Below are 22171 nucleotides of genomic sequence, written 5' to 3'. Positions count from 1 at the left end.
AAATAAATATTACAACTTTGCGCCCCCCCCCCCCCCCCACCCCAATTTTTATTTTTTTGGGGGGGGGGGGGGGTCGGCCCCCCGCCCCACACTTGCATAACTATTTTCACTTTATTTACTTGTACCTACTTACAAGCATTAATTCACCAGCTTCTGTTACCCCATCTGAGTGCCAGACAGCAGGCAGAAATTTTGGCCCAGTTGCTGGCTGCTGCTATCCATCTAAATGTTCACTGTGGAGAGGATTTTCAGACGCTAATTGCCGCAGAAATGGAAAAGTTGCCAGATGATGAACAGGAGTAAAGGGAGAGCGATCTCTGCCGATTCTGAATTAAGATCGATCTCGCACCAAATCCTCTCGTCAATCCTCTCCGTTCATGAAAGGATGTCTTTTCCAACTCTGCCTGCTTAACGGGATCGCTCTATTTTATAGCGGTTTGCAACTTGGTAGAATACACTTTATTTTGCATAAGTTAAGTCCGCTACGTCGGGCTGTATTCCACCAAGTCACAAACTGCTATATCTATTCGCCTCCGAACCAACGGCAGCACAAATTATCCCGGATGCAACCTTACCTGTCAATTCCACAATTACGCAAGCAGGGAACACCCGTATTATTGAGGGAGGAACAAGCGCAGGTAGCAATTTATTTCACAGCTTTCAAGAGTTTTCTGTCCCGACGGGTGGCACCGCTTTTTTCAACAATGCTCTCGATATTCAGAATATTTTCATCCGGGTGACAGTTGGAGCTATTTCTAATATTGATGGCTTAATTCGAGCGAATGGGAATGCTAATTTATTCCCGATAAATCCAAATGTAATTATTTTTGTTCCTAATGCGAGGCTAAATATTGGTGGCTCGTTTTTTGCAAGTACGGCAAACAGTATTGTCTTGGCAGATGGGAGTTTTTTCAGCGCTAAGACTCCTCAAGCAACACCGTTGTTAACTATCAGCGTACCCATTGGCTTACAATATGGCAAAGTAGCAGGAAGTATTGTGAATCAAGCCAGGGTAACCAATAGGGATAATTTTGTATCCGGCAGGCAAGTACAATTGGGAAATACCCTAGCAATGGTCGGCGGCGATGTGCGATTAGAAGGTGGAATTTTGCAAGCACCGGGTGGTCGAGTTGAGTTAGGAGGATTGGCAGCAGCAGGCATAATTGTAATTAGTATTGATGGCAAAATTCTGCGCTTGAATTTCCCTGAAGGGGTGGCGCGAACGGATGTATTTCTTAACAATATAGCTCGTGTTCGTGTTGATTCTACGGCAGGTGGGGATATTGCCATTAATGCTCGGAATTTGGCAATGTCTGAAGCAAGTACGCTTTTGGCTAGGATAGCTCTAAGTTTGGCTCCATCTGGCGCTGTTGCGGGAAATATTGAGATTAATGCCACAGAGCAAGTAACGATTTCCTCTGGCGCTATTGCCAATCTTATAGGCACGGTAGGTATAGCTCAAACTAAGGGGGGTGACATTAACATTAGAACGAGGTCACTTTCTGTTAAGAATGGCGCTGCACTGTCCACCAGCACCTTGGGACTGGGAAATGGGGGAAATATCAGCATTATTGCCACTGATAGGGTTGCTTTAGATGGGGTAGATAGCAATGGATTCTCTACTATAGTCATCAGCACGGTGGAACGGGGAGCAAAAGGCAACACTGGCGATATCAACATCACAACAAGGTCGCTTTCTGTCACGTGTGGCGCTCAATTACAATCCCTGAGTCGCGGACAAGGGAATGCCGGAAATTTGAGGATTACTGCTACCGATAGCGTCTTCTTTGATGGAGTGAGTAGCAATAAACGCCCCAGTGCAGCTTTCGCCACGGTGGAAACAGAAGCCGTAGGTAAGGGTGGTAGCATTGACATCACAACGAGGTCGCTTTCCCTCACCAATGGTGGCGTTTTAACAGCGAGAACAAATGGGGAAGGAAATGCAGGAAATATCACGATTACTGCTACCGAAACCGTTTCTCTTGATGGGGTGGGGATTGATGGAGGTTCTAGCGGTATCTTTAGTACCGTCGGTGACAAAGCTGTGGGAAAGGGAGGCGAAATCAGCATTACAACTAAGTCGCTTGCTGTTACTAACGGCGCTCAATTACTTGTCGGTACTCTGGGAAAAGGAGATGCCGGAAATGTGAGGATTATTGCTACCGATACTGTCTCTTTTGATGGAGTGGGGAGCAATGGAGAATTCAGTGGTATTTTCAGCTCAGTAGCAGCACCAACAGCCATCGGAAAAGGCGGTTTGATTGAGATTGAAACTGGGTTACTCTCAGTTACAAATCGTGCGGTTCTGAATGCCAACAGTTTCGGACAGGGTGCGGCAGGCGATATACAGATCAAAGCTGATTCCGTGGGTCTCAACCAAGCAGCGATCGGTGCTGAGACGGTGGCGGGTAAAGGGAATATTACCGTGCGATCGCCATCCCTCATCCTCCGCAATCGCAGCTTCATTACCACCAATGCCACAGGTAGCGATATCGTCGGCGGCAATATCACCCTCGATGTCGGTGTACTCGCTGCTTTGGAAAATAGCGACATCAGTGCTAACTCTGAGGAATTTGTCGGCGGTAATGTCAATATCGATACTCATTTTTTTTAAGTACGCAACCCCGCGATGCACTTACCTCAGAAAGCGATATTACTGCTACTGGAAAGATTGCGGCTGGTAATATTACTATCAACACACCTGATGTTGACCCCAGTTCTGGATTAGTGGAATTGGCAGCTAATGTCGTCGATGTTACCGGGCTGATTGTTGACCGCTGTTTACCAGCACGAAAAGGCAGTAGCTTCGTCGTCACCGGACGGGGCGGCATTCCACCGAGTCCCAACGAATCGATGGGGGGCGAAACGGTACTGGTAGATTTAGTTACACTCGATGGTGAAACGCGGGGACGCTCTGAAGAAGAAGACGCACCAGACGGGGAGAAGGGGAGATGGGGAGCGCGACCCTTCCGGGGATCGAAGCACTAGGATAGTGGAAGCTACTGGCTGGGTAATTAACGAGAAAGGCCAGGTTGTGCTTGTTGCTACTGTACCAACTCCCCACCTTGTTTGGCTGGCTGACCCGGCATGTAGGGGAAGGTTTCAAATCAGGTAGGTATAAAAAAATGGCACTCAACCCAGAAGGTTTTTACAGCCTGACTTCGGGGAATGATAATTTTCAGGTGACTCCAGGATTGCTGGTGGGGTTGCCAATTGGATTGGTGGCTTTAGAGGGCAACGATACAATCCGAGGCTCTTCAGACAGCGAAATTATGAATGGCAACATGGGTGAGGACTTCGTCTACGGTGGCGGCGGCGGGGACACCCTGTATGGCGGGAAAGATTCTGATGGGGTGTTTGGGGAGGAAGGGAACGACAACCTCAACGGGAATATGGGCGACGACCTGGTTTTGGGGGGAACAGGAGACGATCTCGTTCGCGGGGGTAAAGGTTCAGATCTGTTGTTTGGGGACTCTATGCCCGATGGTACGGGGAAAGTTGGCCCTGGTGGTAATGACATTCTGATTGGGGATTTTGGCCTGGATTTCTTGATTGGCGGTGGGGGTAGCGATATTTTTGTCCTCAGAACCGATACGGTTTTGCAAGATCCCAATAGTGCGGATTTGATCTTGGATTTTGATAAGTTTGGCGATCGCATTGGTTTAACCGGCGGCATCACTGAGGCCAATATCTTGCTTAGATCGGCGGATGTCCCCATCGCTGACGCTCTCGGCAGTGCAGAATTGGTGAATATGGGTCTCAACCCCGCAGCTATTAGACAGGCATATATTTCCATCACAGGTGTAGACCTCGATCCCAACGGCGATGGTCTGATTAGCGGTACTTCAATTGGCATTAACGGCTCTGCGTTTCTGGGTTTTGCGATTAATACCACACCCGCCGACCTCAGCGGTCGTTTCACTGCGGTAGATTTTTAACTTATCGGAACCCCTTCAAGTGGAGATCCCCATTCTGATAGACTTTAAAACTGGTAAGGCCACACCAAACTTCGGAAAATCAAGCAGCTGGAAGGACGGACACCGTGATCGAGAGTAGCATCGGTTTAGAAATTATTGAAGTAGTAGAGCAGGCAGCGATCGCATCTGCTCGCTGGATGGGGAAAGGCGAAAAAAACACCGCCGATCACGTGGCTGTGGAAGCGATGCGGGAACGCATGAACAAAATTCACATGCGGGGTCGTATCGTTATCGGTGAAGGGGAACGGGATGAAGCCCCCATGCTCTACATCGGCGAAGAAGTGGGGATCTGCACCCGCGAAGATGCCAAAGCATTCTGCAACCCCGACGAACTGGTTGAGATTGACATTGCCGTTGACCCTTGCGAAGGCACTAACTTGGTCGCCTACGGTCAAAATGGTTCGATGGCGGTGTTGGCAATTTCGGAAAAAGGCGGGTTGTTTGCTGCACCCGACTTTTACATGAAAAAGTTGGCAGCACCACCCGTGGCGCGGGGTCACGTCGATATCAATAAATCCGCTACCGAAAACCTGAGAATCCTCTCCGATTGCATGCACCGCAGCGTTGAGGAATTGGTGGTAGTCGTAATGGATCGCCCCCGTCACAAAGAACTGATTCAGGAAATTCGCGACGCGGGAGCCAGAGTGCGGCTGATCAGCGACGGCGACGTTTCTGCGGCGATTTGCTGTGCTTTTGCTGGGTCGGGCATTCACTGCTTGATGGGAATTGGTGCAGCACCCGAAGGCGTGATTTCCGCCGCAGCAATGCGCTGCTTGGGTGGACACTTCCAAGGTCAGCTGATCTACGATCCCGAAGTCGTCAAAACAGGTTTGATTGGCGAAAACAAAGAAGGTAACCTGGCACGGCTGAAGGAAATGGGAATTACTGACGGCGATCGCGTCTACAACGCCGAAGAACTCGCTTCTGGCGAAACTGTTCTGTTTGCTGCCTGCGGTATTACCCCAGGTACACTGATGCAAGGGGTGCAGTTCTTCCACAACGGCGCTCGGACTCAAAGCCTGGTAATTTCCAGTCAATCGCGCACAGCTCGGTTCGTGGACACAATTCACATGTACGACAAGCTGGAATACATCCAATTGCGCTAGGGAAATTTTAGATTTCAGATTGCAGATTTTAGATTTAAATTAATTTAATCTGAAATCTGCAATCGGCAATTTGAAATTACCAATTACCAATTACCAATTACCTATTTAGAAAATGAATATTGCAGTCGTAGGACTTAGCCATAAAACCGCAACCGTAGAAGTTCGGGAAAAACTCAGCATTCCAGAACCCCAGGTGGAAGGCGCGATCGCTCACCTCCTCAGTTACCCCCACATCGAAGAAGTCGCCATCCTCAGCACCTGTAACCGTCTAGAAATTTACATCGTCGCTAAGGAAACAGAACCGGGCGTCCGGGAAGTAACCCAATTTCTTTCCGAACATAGCAAAATACCCGTTCCTCACCTGCGGAAACACCTGTTTATCCTTCTCCACCAAGACGCGGTCATGCACTTGATGCGCGTTGCAGCAGGTTTGGATAGTTTAGTGTTAGGCGAAGGGCAAATTCTGGCTCAAGTAAAAAATACTCATAAATTAGGCCAACAATACAAGGGAATTGGGTCAATTCTCAACCGATTATTTAAACAAGCGCTGACCGCTGGCAAGCGAGTCCGCACCGAAACCAGCATCGGGACGGGTGCTGTGTCTATCAGTTCGGCGGCGGTAGAATTAGCCCAAATGAAAGCAGACAACTTAGCCGCCTGTAAAGTGGCAATTTTGGGCGCGGGTAAAATGTCGCGCCTGCTAGTGCAACATTTGTTGGCGAAAGGCGCAACTCAGATTGCGATTGTGAATCGTTCGATGCAGCGAGCGCAAGAATTAGCAAATCAATTTCCAGAAGCACAAATACAACTGCAACCGCTATCAGAAATGATGCCAGTTGTTGCCGCAGCTAATATTGTTTTTACGAGTACTTCTTCAACGGAACCCCTGTTAAATCGCGCCAAATTGGAAGCGGTATTATCAGCCAGTTGCTCTTTGATGTTATTTGATATTTCCGTACCCCGCAACGTAGATGGGGATGTCAACGGATTGGCTAATGTCAAAGCATTTAATGTCGATGACTTAAAAGCTGTAGTAGCTCAAAATCAAGAAAGTCGGCGACAAATGGCGCAAGAAGCCGCAGTATTGTTAGAAGAAGAAGTCGAAGCTTTTGATAGCTGGTGGCGCAGTCTCGATACTGTCGAAACGATCAACTGCTTGCGAAATAAAATGGAAACTATCCGCGCCCAAGAGTTAGAAAAAGCTTTATCTCGTCTGGGTACGGAATTTTCCGAACGGCATCAAGGCGTAATTGAAAACCTGACGCGGGGTATTATCAATAAAATTCTCCACGACCCGATGGTACAATTACGCGCGCAGCAGGATATCGAAGCGCGACGCAAAGCGATGCAAACTTTGGAAATGCTGTTTAACCTCGAAGCAGAGTCTACCGGCGAGCAATTTGGTTAGCTGATTAATCGAGAATTGCAGATTGTAGAATGCAGATTTTAGATGTGAATTAAATCTGCAATCTGCATTCTAAAATTTGCAATTCCCTTTGACATATGACTCAAAGAAATCAGAGACATAAGCGTCCGCGTGGTTTAGTTGCTATTGTCATTTATAAAAGTTTGATAGCTGGACTGCTTGCGATCGCTTCGGTAGCGTTATTATTAGCCATTCAAAATTATCAAAGTATTGATGAATTTGCCAATCAATATGTATTAGAAGGAAAGCGAGAAATTATTAGATTTATATTAAGCAAATTTTTAAGTTTAAACCCAAAATCTCTACAGTTTAGTGGAATTTTTGCCGGAGTTTATGCGGTTGTAACGGCAATTGAAGCGGTTGGTTTGTGGTATGAGAAAAAATGGGCGAGCTTGTTAGTGATTGCGTTAGTTGGAATTAGTTTGCCTTTAGAAGTTTGGGAATTAATCAAAGGAATATCGCCGATAAAGTTAATTGTGTTTGTGGTGAATTTGGCGATTTTCTTGTATTTGCTGTTTGATTTCAAAAAAACCAAACAATAATATATATTTTAGTGTCTGGTTCACCGAGCGAGGAAATCGTGCAACGCTGCGTTGCATAATTTCCTCATCAGGTAATCTCCTTCTCTGAATTCCTTGATGAATTCCTTAGGAGGAGCAATCATAGAGTATCGTTCAAGTGTCAATCTTCTGGATAGTACAAAATGGTTCCATAGTCACCTATAGCAACGATCGCATCATCTTTATCCCAACTGTTGTTTTGAATTACAAAGTCAAATTTTTCTCGCAATTCTTGCCTTGAATAATTTTCTAAACTTTTAGCCCAAGGCATATTAAAGTTGAAAGGAAGTGGAATTGTTGATTCTGACTTCTTGGTGGTATTGACAAATTTGTAGTACTGCCCCATGATTTCTAATAGCTTACGTTCAAGGTCAATGGGAAAGCATCAGAGAGATTGGACGGCAGCAATGAGATATCCTACAATCCAACCCATGCACTCTCTTGTTATAGCGCATTTTTAAGAAACCCGGTTTTTTCAAAAAAACCGGGTTTCTGGGTCATATTTCACAATTTACCTGGACAAACGCGGTAATTTCCTTCTTTTTCAGAAGCAATCTGCAAATAATCTCGTACCCAGTTGCAGGCATAAGTCATTTCATCGAGTTGCAAAATCTGGTCTAGGTTCCATAGCAGCAATGCTTGATCGTCACTCGCAGATATCAGCATTTTTCCATTCTGAATAAATGCGGCGGTTCTGACAGCAGAATTATGGCGTTTTAGGGTTTTAACTAGCGAACCGTTGCTGTTCCAGATTTTGATTGTACCATCCATTGAGGTGGATACAATATACTGTCCATCAGCACTAAAATTGACATCTAATACAGCGGCTTGGTGTCCTTTAAGCGTGGCGATCGCATTCCCATCTGTTCGCCAAAGTTTAACCGTGTTGTCTTCCGAAGCAGAGGAGAACAGGTTTTCTTTGGGACTAAAGGCAATGCTATTAATAGGGGCTTGATTAGCGGCGATCTCTTTCAACAATTTGCCATTTGTATCCCAAATTTTGAGGTTGTTATCTAACCCTCCCGATACGATGAATTTGCTATCGGGGCTAAATGCGACTGCCTTGACCGATGCTTGATGACCAACCAAAACTCTGCTTGGGTTGCGATCTGGAATCAAACCTGTTTGTTCGCGCTGCCAGAGTTTAATTAGATTGTTGGATGATGCTGTTACAAACCACTTACCATCTGAACTGAAAGCAATACTACTAACGTAAGGTCGCTCTCCACTTCCAACTTTGGGATTCACCTCTAACGTTTGCAAGCGCGTACCATCAGATTTCCAGAAAATCGCCGTACCATCGCGGGAAGCCGTGGCAAAAAACCGCCCGTCGGGACTGAAAGTTACGTCGTAAATTGGTAGTTCGTGGGCAATAAAAGTTCGAGCAGGGCGATGGCTAAATTGTCCGGCTGCATTCCGTTGCCAAAGGTTGATTACTCTTTTAAGTCCGACAGAAATGATGCGATCTTGATTAGGACTGACTGCTACTTGCCGCACTCCACCAGCGTCGGCTATTAACGAGTTGATCAGCGGATTTTGCAGTTTCCAGACTCGGATTGTACCGTCTTCAGATGCAGAGGTAAGCAAGTTTCCTTGTGAGTTAAAAGCAATTGCCGTTATGTTGCCCTTATGTCCTAACAGGGTTGCTAATAATAGGCTTCCTTGACCCGTGCGATCGGGTTGATTTTCCGGTTTTTTCCCAGTCTTTGGAGAAAGACCTAACCCCCCAGCCCCCTTCCCTGCGAGGGAAGGGGGAGAATAATTTAGAGGCTCTTTTGCGATCGCAGTTTCTGCATCTGGTGAAAAGTCGGGTCTAGGTTTACTTCTTTTATCGGGTCTAAAAGGTGGGAGTGGAGGGAAATCTTCTAAATTGCCGCGATCGCCTCTCGGGAATCTGGGAGGAAAATCTTCTAAATTTCTGCGATCGCCTCTGGGAGGTCTGGGAGGAAAATCTTCTAAATTTCTGCGATCGCTTCTCGGACGTCGGACTGGAGGTAAGTTTCCTAAACCTTGTTCTTCAGGTGGAGGAGTTGTATCTGTATTGCCTTCCCAGACGCTTGCTAGAAGTCGAATTGTGGCATCCTGTCCGGCGGTGGCAAGTGACTGTCCATCTGGACTGAATGCGATCGCTGAGATTCTTGTATTCGGTAGAGTATAGGTTTGAAGTTTCCTACCGTCGAGTCGCCAGATCGCAACCGATTGCATATCAGTGTGAGCAATTTTTTTCCCATCTGGGCTGAAAACAAGTTTTTGAACAGCTCGCATCACAGGAGGAAAGATTCTAACTAATCTCCCATCTGTTCGCCATAGATGAATAGATTTACCAATCGCAGCTGTAGCAACAAACTGACTGTCAAGACTAAATGCAACTGTTAGCCCTTTTGCGGATAAGGTTGTTATTAAAGTGCCGTCACTGCGCCAAAGTTTTACCGTTTGTTCTTCACCAACCGAAGCAAATAACTGACCATTTGGACTGAACTTGGCTTCTACGACTTCGGTTTGATCTGAGTTCAGTATTTTCAGCAATTTGTTGCCATTAATATGCCATATTTGAATCGTGCGATCGGCAGAAGCAGATAAAATGCGTTGTCCATCTGGACTGAAACTGACTGCATTAGCTGGGGCTGTATGCGCTGGACTTTTACCATCGACTGACAGTTCTCTGACAAACTTGCCTTCTTGTTGCCAGAGTTTAATTCTGCCATCGATTCCGGCAGCAGCAATCAGTTTACCATCGGGAGCGATCGCCATATCTTTAATCGCCGTCCCTACAGACCAGCGATTTAATTCTTCAATGCCGTAGATCGTCCGTTGAAGTACGTCCTGCACCTGTTCTTGGAGTGCGGTGTCTACATGATTGAGGTTTTGAACTTGTTGTTTTGCCTTAATGGCATCAACGATCGCCTCCAGTTGGCGATGGGAATCAAAGTTTCCTTCGGATGAAGATACGAGTGCTTTGATGGCGCTAATTTTGGCCTGACGTTCGCTGATTCTGGCTTGGCGATACTGCCATAAGGTGGCAATTCCCAGACCTAATGTAACTACCAAAGCTGCGCCGATGGCGATGGAAAACCGCTTTTGCAATTGAGCGTTGTGTTTTTCCTGCACGAGTTGAGCTTCTACAGCTTTAATCCGGGCGGCTTCTAAGGATTGTTGCACGGCGATGCGATCGCTTTCTACAGAAGCAGCTAAAAACTGATAATCCAAATCGCTTAATCTTTTTCCCTGAGACCATTGTTGTGCATCCCGCAGCGCTTGTCCGCGCAACAGTCGCGACTCATCTTTTCGTTCGGATACAATCCAAGCATCAAGGGACTGGGAATAAGGACGCAACATTTTCAGTTGTTGCTCGACCCATTGCAGGTTAAAGATTTCGGCATAAATTTGGTTTTTTACCTGCAAATAGCCGTTTTCTTTTACAGCCAGTCCTGATAGTAACAGTTCTATCTGTTCGCGACTGTCATCGGCGGGAATCTGTTCTCCCTGTAAAATTTGTTGATAAATTCCTAGCAACCTGCCAGCACTATCTTGATTGTTGAGAATGCGGTTGCGAATCGTCCGCAAATGTTCTGGTTCGTCTTGGGCTTCCCATTCTTTCAGGATTCTTTTTCTGACAATGGTTTCCACCCAATAGGCTTCGTTGCCGGGAGGAATTCTCAGAGTGTCGCTGACTGTATCTTGGCTGGAATCTCTAGCTAGTTGACAAAGTTTTTGGGTTAAAAAAGGTTGTCCGTTCGTCCACTTGAGGATTGCTTGCAGCACCGCTTGCACGTCGCCAGTTTGCAGCTTGAATCCTGGTGCCAAAGTTTGAGCTTCGCTGAGGGTGAAGCCATTTAGCTCGATGGCAGTGCCGATGTTGAACGGAGTGCGTTTGCGATCGCGGATAAAATCAGACGGAGTTGCCACGCCAAACAAGGCAAAACTAATCCGCCGATATTCCGGAGCAACGGCTCGCTGATTGTAACAATATCTAATTAGTGCAAAAAAGTCATCGACGGCAAAAGGTAAGCTGAGAATGCTATCTATTTCATCGATAAAAATAACCAGTTTTTCTTGAGGAAACTTCGGTAAAAGCACATCGCTAATAAATCGACTCAGCCGTTGTAACAGAGAAATATCTTCTGCGTCATTCCACCAAGTTTTAAAGTTAAACTTTCCCAGCAGTCCAAAGCTTCGCAATAGGTCGAGGGCGATACCCTTATACCATTGCAGCGGCGTAATGTTTTCGCTGCCAATATTGGTGATATCCAGCACCGCACAGCGATAGCCTGCTGCCTCTAGACGATGGCGAGTGTGTACCAGTAATGAAGATTTGCCCATCTGTCGGGCATTGAGTACGTAGCAAAATTCTCCCCGTTTGAGGGCGGTATAAAGCTCTGTATCGGCTTGCCTAGCGATATAGCTTGGAGCGTCAGTTGTGAGGCTACCCCCAACTTGGTAAAGCATGATGCGGCTGTGATTGCGATCGCATTAGTATTTTACCTGCGATCGTCTGCATTGCTAAATATGTATGATATCACTTCCGTTTAAGTAGTCAGTTTATCTAATTGAGTTGCTCAATCCTGTTTGGTAACCCGCTATCGGTTGTGCGAGCGCGGGTTTTGTGTTTTGGCGGATAGGCGATCGTCCTGCTTGGCAGATTGTTAGGTTTTCAGGACTTACCCAAAGAAACTGGGTTTCTATGAAAAATCGTCGCTTTGGAACCATAGATATCCCTCCCTTCCGCACTCGCGTTCGCACCAAGAAACAAAGGTGATAGGTCGCCCAAGCTTAAGTCCTGGTTTTTTTACCAAGCGATCGCGCTTTTCCAGCGAGCAGATCCAATCATTCGTAGGTTGGGTTGAGGGACGAAACCCAACCTACAACTAATTAACTACAACTAATTAACCAGTTTTTCCGGCTAGCTTAGCCATTTATTTATAAGATATTACTGGAATTCATACTATCTTTTAAAATGGCTGACGCAGTTTCTCTTAAACCAGAGCAGATATGAGATTTATGAGTTTGAGCATATGAGATTTATGAGATTTTAGGGTTTCTCAATGCCGGGTTGTATTAGCCAAACTGAGAAAATAAATAAGTTAACGGCTCAAACAACAGCAACAGAGGCTCCCATGACTAACACAACAGCTATTCAAAACTTGGTCAATGACTTGGTTAAGGTCAACGGTATATTTGGTTTATATAGTTACGCTATTGCTGTCGCTCCTGAAACCGTTTTAAACAATTTAACTAGCAATAATTATGACGAATTACTTGAATATCTTGAACAAGTAGGCGTTAGCAGCACAACTATCTCAAATTTTGAAAATATTTTTTCACAATCAAACGTTACTTCTGTTTTAACCAGTCTGCTCTCAACCTATAATGGAAGTTTTTCCTACAATATTAATCAAGGTAATAGCAACCTTACTGGCAGCACTGGCAATGATTTGATCGTTAATATAGATGATATTACTGGCAGCTTAACTGGCAATGCTGGCAACGATCTTTTATTAAATGCTAGTTCGGCAAGCAGCACTCTTAAAGGCGGTGATGGCGACGATGTTTTAGCCAACCTCAGCACCGCAAGCAGCACCCTAGAAGGAGGGAGTGGAAATGATGTTCTGGTTAGCATCAGCACCGCAACCAGCACCCTCAATGGCGACGCTGGCAACGATGTTCTGATCAACTTAGGCTACAACGCTCAGATGTCTGGCGGCGACGGTAAGGATGTCCTCGTCGGTTGGGATGGCAATGATACTCTCATCGGCGGCAATGGTGCCGATAATTTAAGCGGAGGCGCTGGTGCTGACAAGCTCACAGGAGGCAGTGGCAACGACACTGTGACAGGAGGGGGAGGAGCCGATACTTTTCAATTTTCGGCTGAATACGGTTCGTATATTACAACATGGAAGACAATTGGCTGGTTTAAAATGCCTGTCATCAATATGGGGTGGCAAAACACATCAGGAATCGATGTGATTAAAGATTTCAACGCCTCACAAAAAGATATCATCCAGATCGATACTAATTCTTCGTCTTCGGCTGATACTCTTCGCGCTAGTCTGAGTTTTAATTCCTCTACAAGTCAACTTTCTTTTGCTGGCAACGTTGTAGCGACGCTCGAAGGCGTTACCAGCTTCAACACTAGCAACGTTCAGTTTATCTGAGCGGCTGGCTGAATCTTACCTCGAAACTCCCTAGCGGAAAACCGTTAGGGAGTTTTGTGTTTTGGGGAATTGGCGATCGTCTTGCTTGGCAGATTGTTACGTTTTTTTACCAGGCGATCGCTTGTTCAACCCTGGGGAGCGAAGGATGCGGTAGCATACTGCTTTGCGATCGCGAAGCGGTAGATTATGTTACAAACATTGTGGGAGTGCGAAACCGAACCACTGTCGATCGCCAACACGGATATGCAAAGCTTGGAGAATGTCCTAGCCTTCATTGAGGAAGCCGTATATAAGCATAGCGGCGAACCGCTCACCGATTTGCAAAAATTGATTCTGCGCGCAGCTTGGGAAGGCAATCAAAAAACCTACAGCCAGATCGCGGCTGAGTATAACTATTCTGACAAATATCTCCAGCAGGTCGTTGGCCCTAAACTTTGGCAATTGATATCGAACGCTTTAGGGCAAAAAGTTACCAAATCAAATCTCAAAGTTATCCTTACCCAACAGTTAAATGCCCAAGAGGATAGCAGCAAATCTCCAGCAACAAGAGAGGTTTCTTCGGCTAAAACTGCGATCGAACTAGAGTATCCAACCGACAGCGTACCGTTAGGTTCGCCTTTCTACGTTATCCGCACTCCTCACGAACCAAACTGTTATGCAAACGCACTCAAACCAGGCGATATCCGGATTAAAGCCCCTCGACAAATGGGAAATAATTCATTAATGAAGCGGATTTTAGCCCAGGCAAAAGAGAATGAAATTCAAACTGTAACGCTGAACTTTCAACAAGCTGAAAAATCGACACTTAATAATCTAAACAGTCTCTTACGGTGGGTTTGTGCCAATATATCGCGGCAACTCAATATGAGTCCTAAGCTAGATGACTATTGGGATGAAGATATCGGCAGCAAAATGAGTTGTACCCTCTACATGGAAGGTTATTTACTCGAAGCCACAGAAACACCTCTTGTACTAGCTTTAGAGGAAGTGAGCGAACTGTTTGACTATCCCAGCGTCGCTCAAGAATTTCTCACCATGCTACGCACTTGGCACGAGTACACAAAAGCTGAGCCAAGCTGGGGCAAACTGCGTCTAGTCATGGTACAATATACTGAAAATTACGTTGCTTTACCGATTAATCAATCTCCATTTAATGTAGGGCTAGAAATTAATTTAGCGCCCTTTACCCCACAACAAGTTCAGGATCTAATAGAAGTGCATGGTTTGCATCTGTCCACCGAACAACTAAACGATTTAATGCAATTGCTTGGCGGACATCCCTACCTGGTTCGCCTTTTGCTCTATCATTGGGCGCAACAACCAGATAGTTTGGAACAATTGCTAGAAACTGCCCATACTGATGCGGGGATTTATCGCGATCATCTCCACCGCTATCTTTGGACATTGCAACAGTACCCCAAACTAAGTGCTGCTTTTGAGCAAGTGTTGAATTCCACCACTCCCGTTGCCATCGATCAAGTGCAAGCTTTTAAGCTTAACAGCATGGGTTTAGTCAGTTTGGGCGGCAATTGCGTCAGCTTGACTTGTAATCTGTATCGACAGTATTTTGGCGATCAAATCCTGTGTAGCTAAAAATAGCCCTCTAGGTAGATAAATTATGGTTGTTAAACGTATTTTTCGACTGGTGGTGCTGCTTTTGGGACTGTGGTTGGGGTTTGACTTTGTTTCCTACCTGGTGACGGAAATTCTGTGGTTTCAAGAAGTCGGAGATTTGCCAGTATTCCTCACCCGGATAAAAACCCAACTGGGGTTGTGGGCGATCGCATTCGGCATCACAGCAGCGTTTCTCCTGTGTAACCTCGATCTGGCGCACCGACTCAAGTATCCCACGGATTTGGGCAGAGTAGCAGAGGAGCAGAGGGGCTCTTGGGCAGGTGGGCAGAGGAGGGAAAATTATTTACTGAAGGAATCTGGACTTAGACTGCGTTGGTTGCTGCCCATCGTGCTGGGACTGATGTTGCTGGTAGCATTAATGCTGCTGCACTACGGTCAGGTTGTCTTCAGCTTTTGGCATCCGGATCTGAAGAAACCTTTGATATCGCCGCCATTACCGCCACGCTTCGATCCTACTTCGATTGGGCAATTGTTCGTACCAGAATTGCAAATTTGGCAATTGGGTTTAGTGGTGGGAGTGGCGATCGCTATCCTTTGGTTAGGCCAATTTTGCCTCAAAGCGATCGCAATAGCGCTCAGTTTAAGTTTTGGTGCGATCGTTTCGGCACACTGGGATAAGATTTTGCCATATTTCCATCCCACCGCGTTTAACCGCACCGAACCACTATTTAACCGGGATATCAGCTTTTATGTCTTCAACTTGCCGATTTTGCAACTGTTGGAATTCTGGCTGTTGGGATTATTTTTATATGGGTTAATTGCAGTTGCCCTGATTTATCTGCTGTCGGGAGATAGTTTGAGTCAGGGCAGTTTTCCTGGCTTTTCTTTAGTGCAGCAACGCCACTTGAATGGATTGGGCGGTGGCTTTATGCTGAGCGTAGCTTTCAGTTATTGGCTGCAACGCTATGAACTGCTGTATTCGACTCGCGGGGTTACCTACGGCGCTTCTTATACCGACGTGACGGCACAGTTGCCAACTTACACGACACTGTCTTTGGTGTCGCTGGCGATCGCTGCTTTCCTGTTGTGGAAAACTGTGTTTTGGTTGCCAACCAAGAAGGCAGAAAGTATTAAAATTGCTCCGATTTTTTTGACTACATTTTTTTTCCTTTTAACTGGTTCCTATTTAATTCCCGCCCTAGTACAGCGCCTAGTTGTTCAACCCAACGAACTAGCACGGGAACGCCCTTACATTGAGCGCAGCATTGCCCTCACCCGTCAGGCATTTGGTTTGGAAGATATTGACGTTGAAACCTTCGAGCCTGACGATCAACTTAATTACGATGCTATCACAGCAAATTCGCTCACCATCGGCAATATTCGCCTTTGGGATACTCGTCCGCTTCTACAAACTAATCGCCAGTTACAGCAAATTCGCCTTTACTACGAGTTTCCTAACGCCGATATTGACCGCTACACGCTGAAATTAGAACAGGCAACGGAAAAGCGACAGGTAATTTTAGCAGCACGGGAATTAGATTACACTGCCGTACCCTCCCAAGCTCAAACCTGGGTCAACGAACACTTAGTTTATACCCACGGTTACGGCTTTACTATGAGTCCTGTTAATACTGTCGCACCTGGGGGTTTACCAGATTACTTTGTTAAGAATATTAGCGGCCCTACTGCTACGGGTAACGGTGGTGCTTTGCAGACTTCTAGCGCCAGCATTCGTGCCAGCATTCCTATTAGTCGTCCTCGCATTTATTACGGGGAAATTACCAATACCTACGTTATGGCTCCCACTAAAGTGCAAGAATTCGATTATCCCAGTGGCGAGGATAACGTTTACAACACCTACGATGGTTTAGGCGGAATTAAAATTAGCAATTGGTGGCAGCGGTTGCTATTTGCCCAGTATTTGAAAGATTGGCAAATGGTTTTGACGCGCAACTTTACCCCCGAAACCAAGTTACTATTTCGCCGCAATATTAACGAACGAGTGCGAGCGATCGCTCCCTTTTTACGCTACGATAACGACCCCTACCTTGTAGTCGCTGATGCCGAGGGAATCGCAACCAGAAGAGACAGAATAACTACCGATGACCAATTACCAATTACCAATTACCTATACTGGGTGATCGATGCTTATACCACGAGCGATCGCTACCCTTATTCCGACCCAGGTAACTATGAATTTAACTACATCCGCAACTCGGTCAAAGTCGTAATTGATGCCTATAATGGCTCGATTTTCTTCTTCGTCGCCGATCCCAACGACCCACTGATTAAAACCTGGCAAACTATCTTTCCGGAATTGTTCCAACCCTTGAGCAAAATGCCGGTCACGCTTCGCAGTCATATCCGGTATGCAGAAGATTTTTACAGTACCCAATCCGAGCGCTTTTTAACTTACCACATGACCGACCCGCAGGTCTTTTATAACCGGGAAGATCAGTGGCGAATTCCTCAAGAAGTTTATGGCAGCGAACAGCAGCCAGTGCAACCATATTATCTGATTATGAAACTGCCGACGGCGGCGTCAGAAGAGTTTATTTTGCTGCTTCCTTTTACTCCCACCCAGCGCAATAATTTAATTGGTTGGTTGGCGGCGCGGTCGGATGGCGAGAACTACGGCAAGCTTTTACTCTACCAATTTCCTAAGCAAGAACTGGTTTTTGGCCCCGAACAAATTGAAGCCAGAATTAACCAAGATCCGGTTATTTCTCAGCAAATTTCTTTATGGAATAGACGCGGATCGCGCGCAATTCAGGGCAATCTTTTGGTGATTCCGATCGAGCGATCGCTCCTCTACGTCGAACCATTATATCTAGAAGCAGAACAAAATAGCCTGCCTACATTAGTCAGAGTTATTGTTGCCTACGAAAATAGAATTGTCATGGCAGAAACTTTAGAACAAGCACTTCAAGTAATTTTCCAGCCTCAAAAACCACCAGCACCTGCTATTATTCGCTCGGTAGAAGAAGCTAGTTCCTAATTTAAGATTGATCGGATGAAACCTGAATCATGCTAATAGATAAATGCCTTGCTTGCAGCACAATGTCTGGAAAATTGCAAGCTTCTGGAGGAGTAATATCATGTCCGGTTCTTCACCCATAGTTAGGAATGACAAGGGAGAACGGTGACACGGTGACGGGTCGATATTTTTATTAAGGGTAATTAGGCGGACATCATATAATTTATCAAGACAATTATTGGGTTTTAGAACATTCTCTCAGAAGAGTGTTAGTGCGAGGCTACCTAATTATCAAGCTGAAGCGGCATTGCGAACACTTAGCCTAACTTACACCAGAAGAATCCCGCGCATTAGGCGGTATAATCCAAAGCACCTGTTTAGCACTCTCAAAGGTAATTAAACCAGATAAGATTCACGTTTGTTCCTGGGGCGAAGAAGTCAAGCACATTCACTTTCACGCCATCCCTCGCACCAGGGATATGCCTATACTCACATCTTGCACCAATAGACTGGGCGGGCGGGACGCCCACCCCACAAGAGGCTGGTTTTTCTTGTGGGATGGGCATCCTGCCCGTCTCGCCCATGCCAGGCGCAAGATGTGAGTATAGGAAATCTCAAACTGCTGATTTACCTGCGAATGATAAAAATATTGAATCAACTAGGTTTAAATAAATGGGTAGCTGATGAAGAAGCAGCAACAATTGCTGCCAAAGTACGCCAAGAAATTGCACCGTATTTTACGAAGGAATCTTAATCTGGATTTACGCAGCGATACCAGTGGAGATGGTGCCGTACACCGCTGAAACGCACCCTACATGTAACTTTATTTGTTCTGCATAAATTCAATAATATCCTTTACATACTCCATTGTTTCTTCTGCCTCATGAAGTACAATATATTCAGCAGGATTGGAGCCGAAGCTGTTGTGATATCCACAAGTTAAATTGATGGCATTTTTACATCTTCCATTAGATTTTATCGCAAATACATCTGTTCCGCGTCCAACGACTTCTTGTCTTGGCTTACCCTTTTTAATCGATAAATCGACTAGAGATTTAGCCAAAAATTCCTGACAAATTTGGGTTTCAAAAATTTCGGTAACAATTTCTTGATGTGGTTGATTTCCTCGATCGATTTGAACGAGTAATTCAAAATCGATTAGTTCTGGGAAATCCACTTGCTTAGCTGAAACCAATCCAATTTCTTCATCTGTGGTCAAAAGAATACCCAATGGCGAGTCAGTTGTTACTGCTAACCATAATGCGTTCGCTACCCCTACTCTATCATCCCCGCCGACTTGCGCTAAACAACTTTCATCCTGAATTACAGCAACTAAATTGTCGAAATGCATCAGGTTTTTAATCGCGGGATTTACTATATAATCCGGTGTTGTTCCCTTGGGAGGTATTCCCTGCAATTTCTGATGATCTCGGCAGACATCGGTATGACTAACTAGGCATACTTTTGGATTTCCTCGAATGGCTAAAAGATTATGGATACTGGAAAATTCTCCAGATCTTTGGGAGAGATATCGATCCTCTTGGATCGAGAAATTACGCGACGCCAGAACTTCTTTTATATAAGAACGAAGTTCTAATTCGCTCAGTTTACAACAGGTGACAATCAATTCGGCAAATTGAGTCAAAATATTACTGTCCTAAATAAGCTTCCAGAACTTTCGGGTTAGTTTGAATTTCGGCGGGACTGCCGGAGGCGAGATTTTTTCCTTCGGCGAGAACCCAAACGCGATCGCATAATGACATAATCACATCCATGTTATGTTCGATAATCAGAAAGGTCATGCCTTCGCGATTCCAATTTACGATGCGATCGCATATTTGTTTAATCAGCGTCGGATTGACTCCCGCCGCCGGTTCATCCAATAATATTAACTGCGGATGAGTCATCAAAGCGCGTCCCATTTCTAATAGCTTCCGCTGTCCTCCCGACAAAGACCCCGCATAATCATTCGCCTTTTGCGCCAGTCCAACTGATTCTAGAATCGCCATTGCTTCTGACCGCAACTGTCTTTCTTCAGTTTTGATTTGCGGTGTTTTAAACCAGACATTCCAGAAATTTTCACCCGTTTGTTTTTGGGCGGCTAATAGCATATTTTCCATCACCGAAAGTCGGGAAAGCACCCGCGCCACTTGAAACGTGCGAACCATTCCCATTTGGGCAATTTGATGGGGTTGTAATTGTTGAATCGGTTCGCCATCAAAAATCACGCGCCCCCGATCTGGGCGAATAAAATTAGACAGTAAATTAAATAGGGTAGTTTTACCAGCACCGTTAGGGCCAATTAATCCAGTAATACTACCTTTTGCTACTTGAATTTCCGCTCCATCTACTGCTTTAATTCCACCAAAACTTTTATACAAACCGCTAGCTGCGAGTAAAGGAACATCTAGGCGTCGTGGTTGAGTTTTGCCGTCTTCTAAGAGATTGGTATCTCTTGGGGACACTGTTAAAGGAATCCCTGGCGGCGATACCGATTCCCCTGTTGGTATATCTTCAATTTCTGCCAGAATATCTTCCACATCTGAAGACACGGTAAAAGGAATCTCCCCTGGCGAGTGCGAGGCGGGTATATCTTCAATTTCTGCCAGAATATCTTCCACATCCGCCTGGGACACGGTAAGCGGAATATCCTCGGACTGCTTTTGTGGCTCTGGTGACAAATCTTCTATATCGTTGAGGATATCGTCGATATTTTGGGGCGTATTGAAAGGAATATCATTATTTGGATCGGGCTGCTTATTTGCCAAGGGTCAATTCCTCCTTTTTGCCCAAGATACCTTGGGGACGCCAGCGCATCAGTAGGATTAAAATCAAGCCAATTACCATAATCCGAAAAGCGCCTAACCGCGAAGCATCTAAAGGTATGATTTGAGGTAAAACAAAGCGAGTCACCGCATCGTAAGCCCAATAGATGATCGTACCCAGGATCGTACCTATATTGTTACCTGCGCCGCCCAAAACGACTATAGTCCAGGCGTCGAAAGTCACAAGCGGCTCAAAATTATTCGGATAAACCGTGGTTAACTGCCAAGCGTAGAACGCACCAGCCAAACCAGCGATCGCTCCCCCTAACATTAAAGCTTGCAACTTGTACCAAAACACATTTTTACCCAAAGCTTTGGGAATTTCCTCATCTTCGCGGATGGCTTTGAGGATTCTACCCCAAGGCGATCGCACGAACCGTTCTAACAGCCAGAACACTAGAAACAACACCAACAAAGCCAGTACCATTAACGCAGGTTTGGAGCCTCCTAGGGGCAACGGGAAGCTTTGCACGCCAAACACTCCAGACTTCCATTCCTTACCGATGGGCAAATCCTGATTGTTGACTACTAGGCGAATCACTTCCGAGACGCCAATCGTGACAATTGCCAGGTAATCTTCCCGCAGTCGCAGCGTCGATATTCCCATCAACAATCCCAGCAACGCTGCTAAAGCCATACCCACCAAAGTCGCCAAGATCAGGGGAACGCCCTGCAAACTTAACAGTACCGTAGTATAAGCGCCAACCGTCATAAAGGCGACATGTCCGAAGTTAATCAGACCCGTAAAGCCCCACTGTAAGTTTAGTCCCAAACAGAAAAGGGCAAATATCGCCGTAGAAATCGCCAAAAAGACCAGATAGCCAACCATACAGAGTTTCGGGGATAAAATGGCAGAACTTGCGATCGCATTACAGCGGATTGCACTATGAGTGAAGTACAGCCAGTAGGCTTTGTTTGTATAGCGGCAGCATTAATGCTGCCGCTATACAAACAAATGTGTACCATCAAAGGCTGCAATCCGCATTAACTGCCCCAAACAGTTTAGAGGGCAAGTAGGATGGTAGCCAAAGCTACGCTAAAGCATTTTACTGTAGCGGAGCGATTCTCCAAAGGAGACGCTGCGCGAACGCGCAGTATCGACAACAACTATCGATTTTTGGTTATGGACTTTACCAGACGCAGATTACGCCGATTAAACGACCAAATCTTTGAATATATAGAAGAATCCTGCCCAGAGGAAGACGTAGAAAAAGCCTGGAAGGTGATGCAAAGTCTATACTACGACCTTTACATGCTCAGAGCGATCCGCGAAGCCAAGGAAGCCGTGCAGCCAGGTGATACCATGCTATACGAAGAAGCCTTGCGGGTATACCGTTCCCTGTAAATTCCTTTAACCTTATAACTCTCAAGTATTAGGCAGTTCGGTCATCTGCCGAATTGCTATTTTATGTTCTCATCGGAATGCCAGGAATACACCTAAATAATCCGGGACTCTGGTAGCCCCGTCTTTTTAAAGCGGGGCGGAAAGAGGACACGAGCGAATTTATTCGCCATCTTTGATTGACTTGTGCTGCGATCATCTGATAATCTCTTGTCAGAAACGCCAGAGAAA

The 22171-nt window shown here is 45.7% G+C and carries 16 protein-coding genes; 11 read left to right on the top strand and 5 right to left on the bottom strand.

The window, feature by feature from the left end; all coding sequences use genetic code 11:
- The first annotated feature begins 496 nt into the window (after nt 1–496).
- The 6 genes from ACE1CM_RS01420 (at nt 497) to ACE1CM_RS01395 (ending at nt 7051) form a co-directional block, all read left to right on the top strand.
- Entirely contained in the window at nt 497–2614 is a 2118-nt protein-coding gene (locus ACE1CM_RS01420; RefSeq protein ID WP_374875623.1) for a filamentous hemagglutinin N-terminal domain-containing protein, read from the top strand.
- A gap of 119 nt (nt 2615–2733) precedes the next feature.
- The gene (locus ACE1CM_RS01415) at nt 2734–2988 is read left to right on the top strand and encodes a hypothetical protein (protein WP_374875621.1); all 255 of its coding nucleotides are present in this window, start codon (nt 2734–2736) and stop codon (nt 2986–2988) included.
- Between the two features lie 137 nt (nt 2989–3125).
- Nucleotides 3126–3938 carry a calcium-binding protein gene (locus ACE1CM_RS01410; RefSeq protein WP_374875620.1) on the top strand — a complete coding sequence of 271 codons (813 nt, stop codon included), beginning with the start codon at nt 3126–3128 and terminating at the stop codon, nt 3936–3938.
- 107 nt (nt 3939–4045) lie between these two features.
- On the top strand, nt 4046–5083 hold the full coding sequence (gene glpX, locus ACE1CM_RS01405) for a class II fructose-bisphosphatase (protein ID WP_374875622.1): 1038 nt from the start codon (nt 4046–4048) through the stop codon (nt 5081–5083).
- A gap of 112 nt (nt 5084–5195) precedes the next feature.
- On the top strand, nt 5196–6491 hold the full coding sequence (locus ACE1CM_RS01400) for a glutamyl-tRNA reductase (protein WP_374875619.1): 1296 nt from the start codon (nt 5196–5198) through the stop codon (nt 6489–6491).
- Between the two features lie 95 nt (nt 6492–6586).
- Nucleotides 6587–7051, top strand: a complete 465-nt coding sequence (locus ACE1CM_RS01395) for a DUF2127 domain-containing protein (RefSeq protein WP_374875618.1) — start codon at nt 6587–6589, stop codon at nt 7049–7051.
- Nucleotides 7052–7190: 139 nt separating this feature from the next.
- Here ACE1CM_RS01395 and ACE1CM_RS01390 read toward each other — a convergent pair whose 3' ends face one another.
- A complete protein-coding gene (locus ACE1CM_RS01390; protein ID WP_374875617.1) occupies nt 7191–7415 on the bottom strand; it encodes a hypothetical protein in 225 nt (74 codons plus the stop codon).
- 158 nt (nt 7416–7573) lie between these two features.
- Entirely contained in the window at nt 7574–11515 is a 3942-nt protein-coding gene (locus ACE1CM_RS01385) for an AAA-like domain-containing protein (RefSeq protein WP_374875616.1), read from the bottom strand.
- Nucleotides 11516–12183: 668 nt separating this feature from the next.
- Between ACE1CM_RS01385 and ACE1CM_RS01380 the strand changes: the two genes are divergently transcribed.
- The 4 genes from ACE1CM_RS01380 to ACE1CM_RS01365 all read left to right on the top strand — a co-directional run bounded on the left by ACE1CM_RS01380 (nt 12184) and on the right by ACE1CM_RS01365 (nt 18527).
- Nucleotides 12184–13221 carry a calcium-binding protein gene (locus ACE1CM_RS01380; protein ID WP_374875615.1) on the top strand — a complete coding sequence of 346 codons (1038 nt, stop codon included), beginning with the start codon at nt 12184–12186 and terminating at the stop codon, nt 13219–13221.
- 186 nt (nt 13222–13407) lie between these two features.
- On the top strand, nt 13408–14814 hold the full coding sequence (locus tag ACE1CM_RS01375; RefSeq protein WP_374875614.1) for an AAA-like domain-containing protein: 1407 nt from the start codon (nt 13408–13410) through the stop codon (nt 14812–14814).
- Nucleotides 14815–14839: 25 nt separating this feature from the next.
- Entirely contained in the window at nt 14840–17794 is a 2955-nt protein-coding gene (locus tag ACE1CM_RS01370) for a UPF0182 family protein (protein ID WP_374875613.1), read from the top strand.
- A 577-nt stretch (nt 17795–18371) separates the two neighbouring features.
- Nucleotides 18372–18527: a hypothetical protein gene (locus tag ACE1CM_RS01365; RefSeq protein WP_374875612.1), complete on the top strand. Its 156-nt coding sequence runs from the start codon at nt 18372–18374 to the stop codon at nt 18525–18527.
- A 69-nt stretch (nt 18528–18596) separates the two neighbouring features.
- Here the strand turns inward: ACE1CM_RS01365 and ACE1CM_RS01360 are convergent, their stop codons facing one another.
- The 3 genes from ACE1CM_RS01360 to ACE1CM_RS01350 are packed head-to-tail and all read right to left on the bottom strand — an operon-like array spanning nt 18597 to nt 21427.
- Nucleotides 18597–19418, bottom strand: a complete 822-nt coding sequence (locus ACE1CM_RS01360) for a hypothetical protein (RefSeq protein ID WP_374875611.1) — start codon at nt 19416–19418, stop codon at nt 18597–18599.
- 4 nt (nt 19419–19422) lie between these two features.
- The gene (locus ACE1CM_RS01355; protein WP_374875610.1) at nt 19423–20541 is read right to left on the bottom strand and encodes an ABC transporter ATP-binding protein; all 1119 of its coding nucleotides are present in this window, start codon (nt 20539–20541) and stop codon (nt 19423–19425) included.
- Complete coding sequence (locus tag ACE1CM_RS01350) at nt 20531–21427, bottom strand: branched-chain amino acid ABC transporter permease (RefSeq protein ID WP_374875609.1); 897 nt, start codon at nt 21425–21427, stop codon at nt 20531–20533. The genes ACE1CM_RS01355 and ACE1CM_RS01350 overlap by 11 nt, the downstream gene beginning before the upstream one ends.
- A 189-nt stretch (nt 21428–21616) precedes the next feature.
- On the opposite strand from ACE1CM_RS01350, the gene ACE1CM_RS01345 reads away from it, so the two are divergent.
- The gene (locus tag ACE1CM_RS01345; protein ID WP_374875608.1) at nt 21617–21943 is read left to right on the top strand and encodes a hypothetical protein; all 327 of its coding nucleotides are present in this window, start codon (nt 21617–21619) and stop codon (nt 21941–21943) included.
- The last annotated feature ends 228 nt before the right edge of the window (nt 21944–22171 follow it).

It is taken from the genome of Microseira sp. BLCC-F43 (assembly GCF_041929235.1).
Classification (GTDB): domain Bacteria; phylum Cyanobacteriota; class Cyanobacteriia; order Cyanobacteriales; family Aerosakkonemataceae; genus Microseira.
This window is presented reverse-complemented; position numbering and strand designations above follow the sequence as displayed.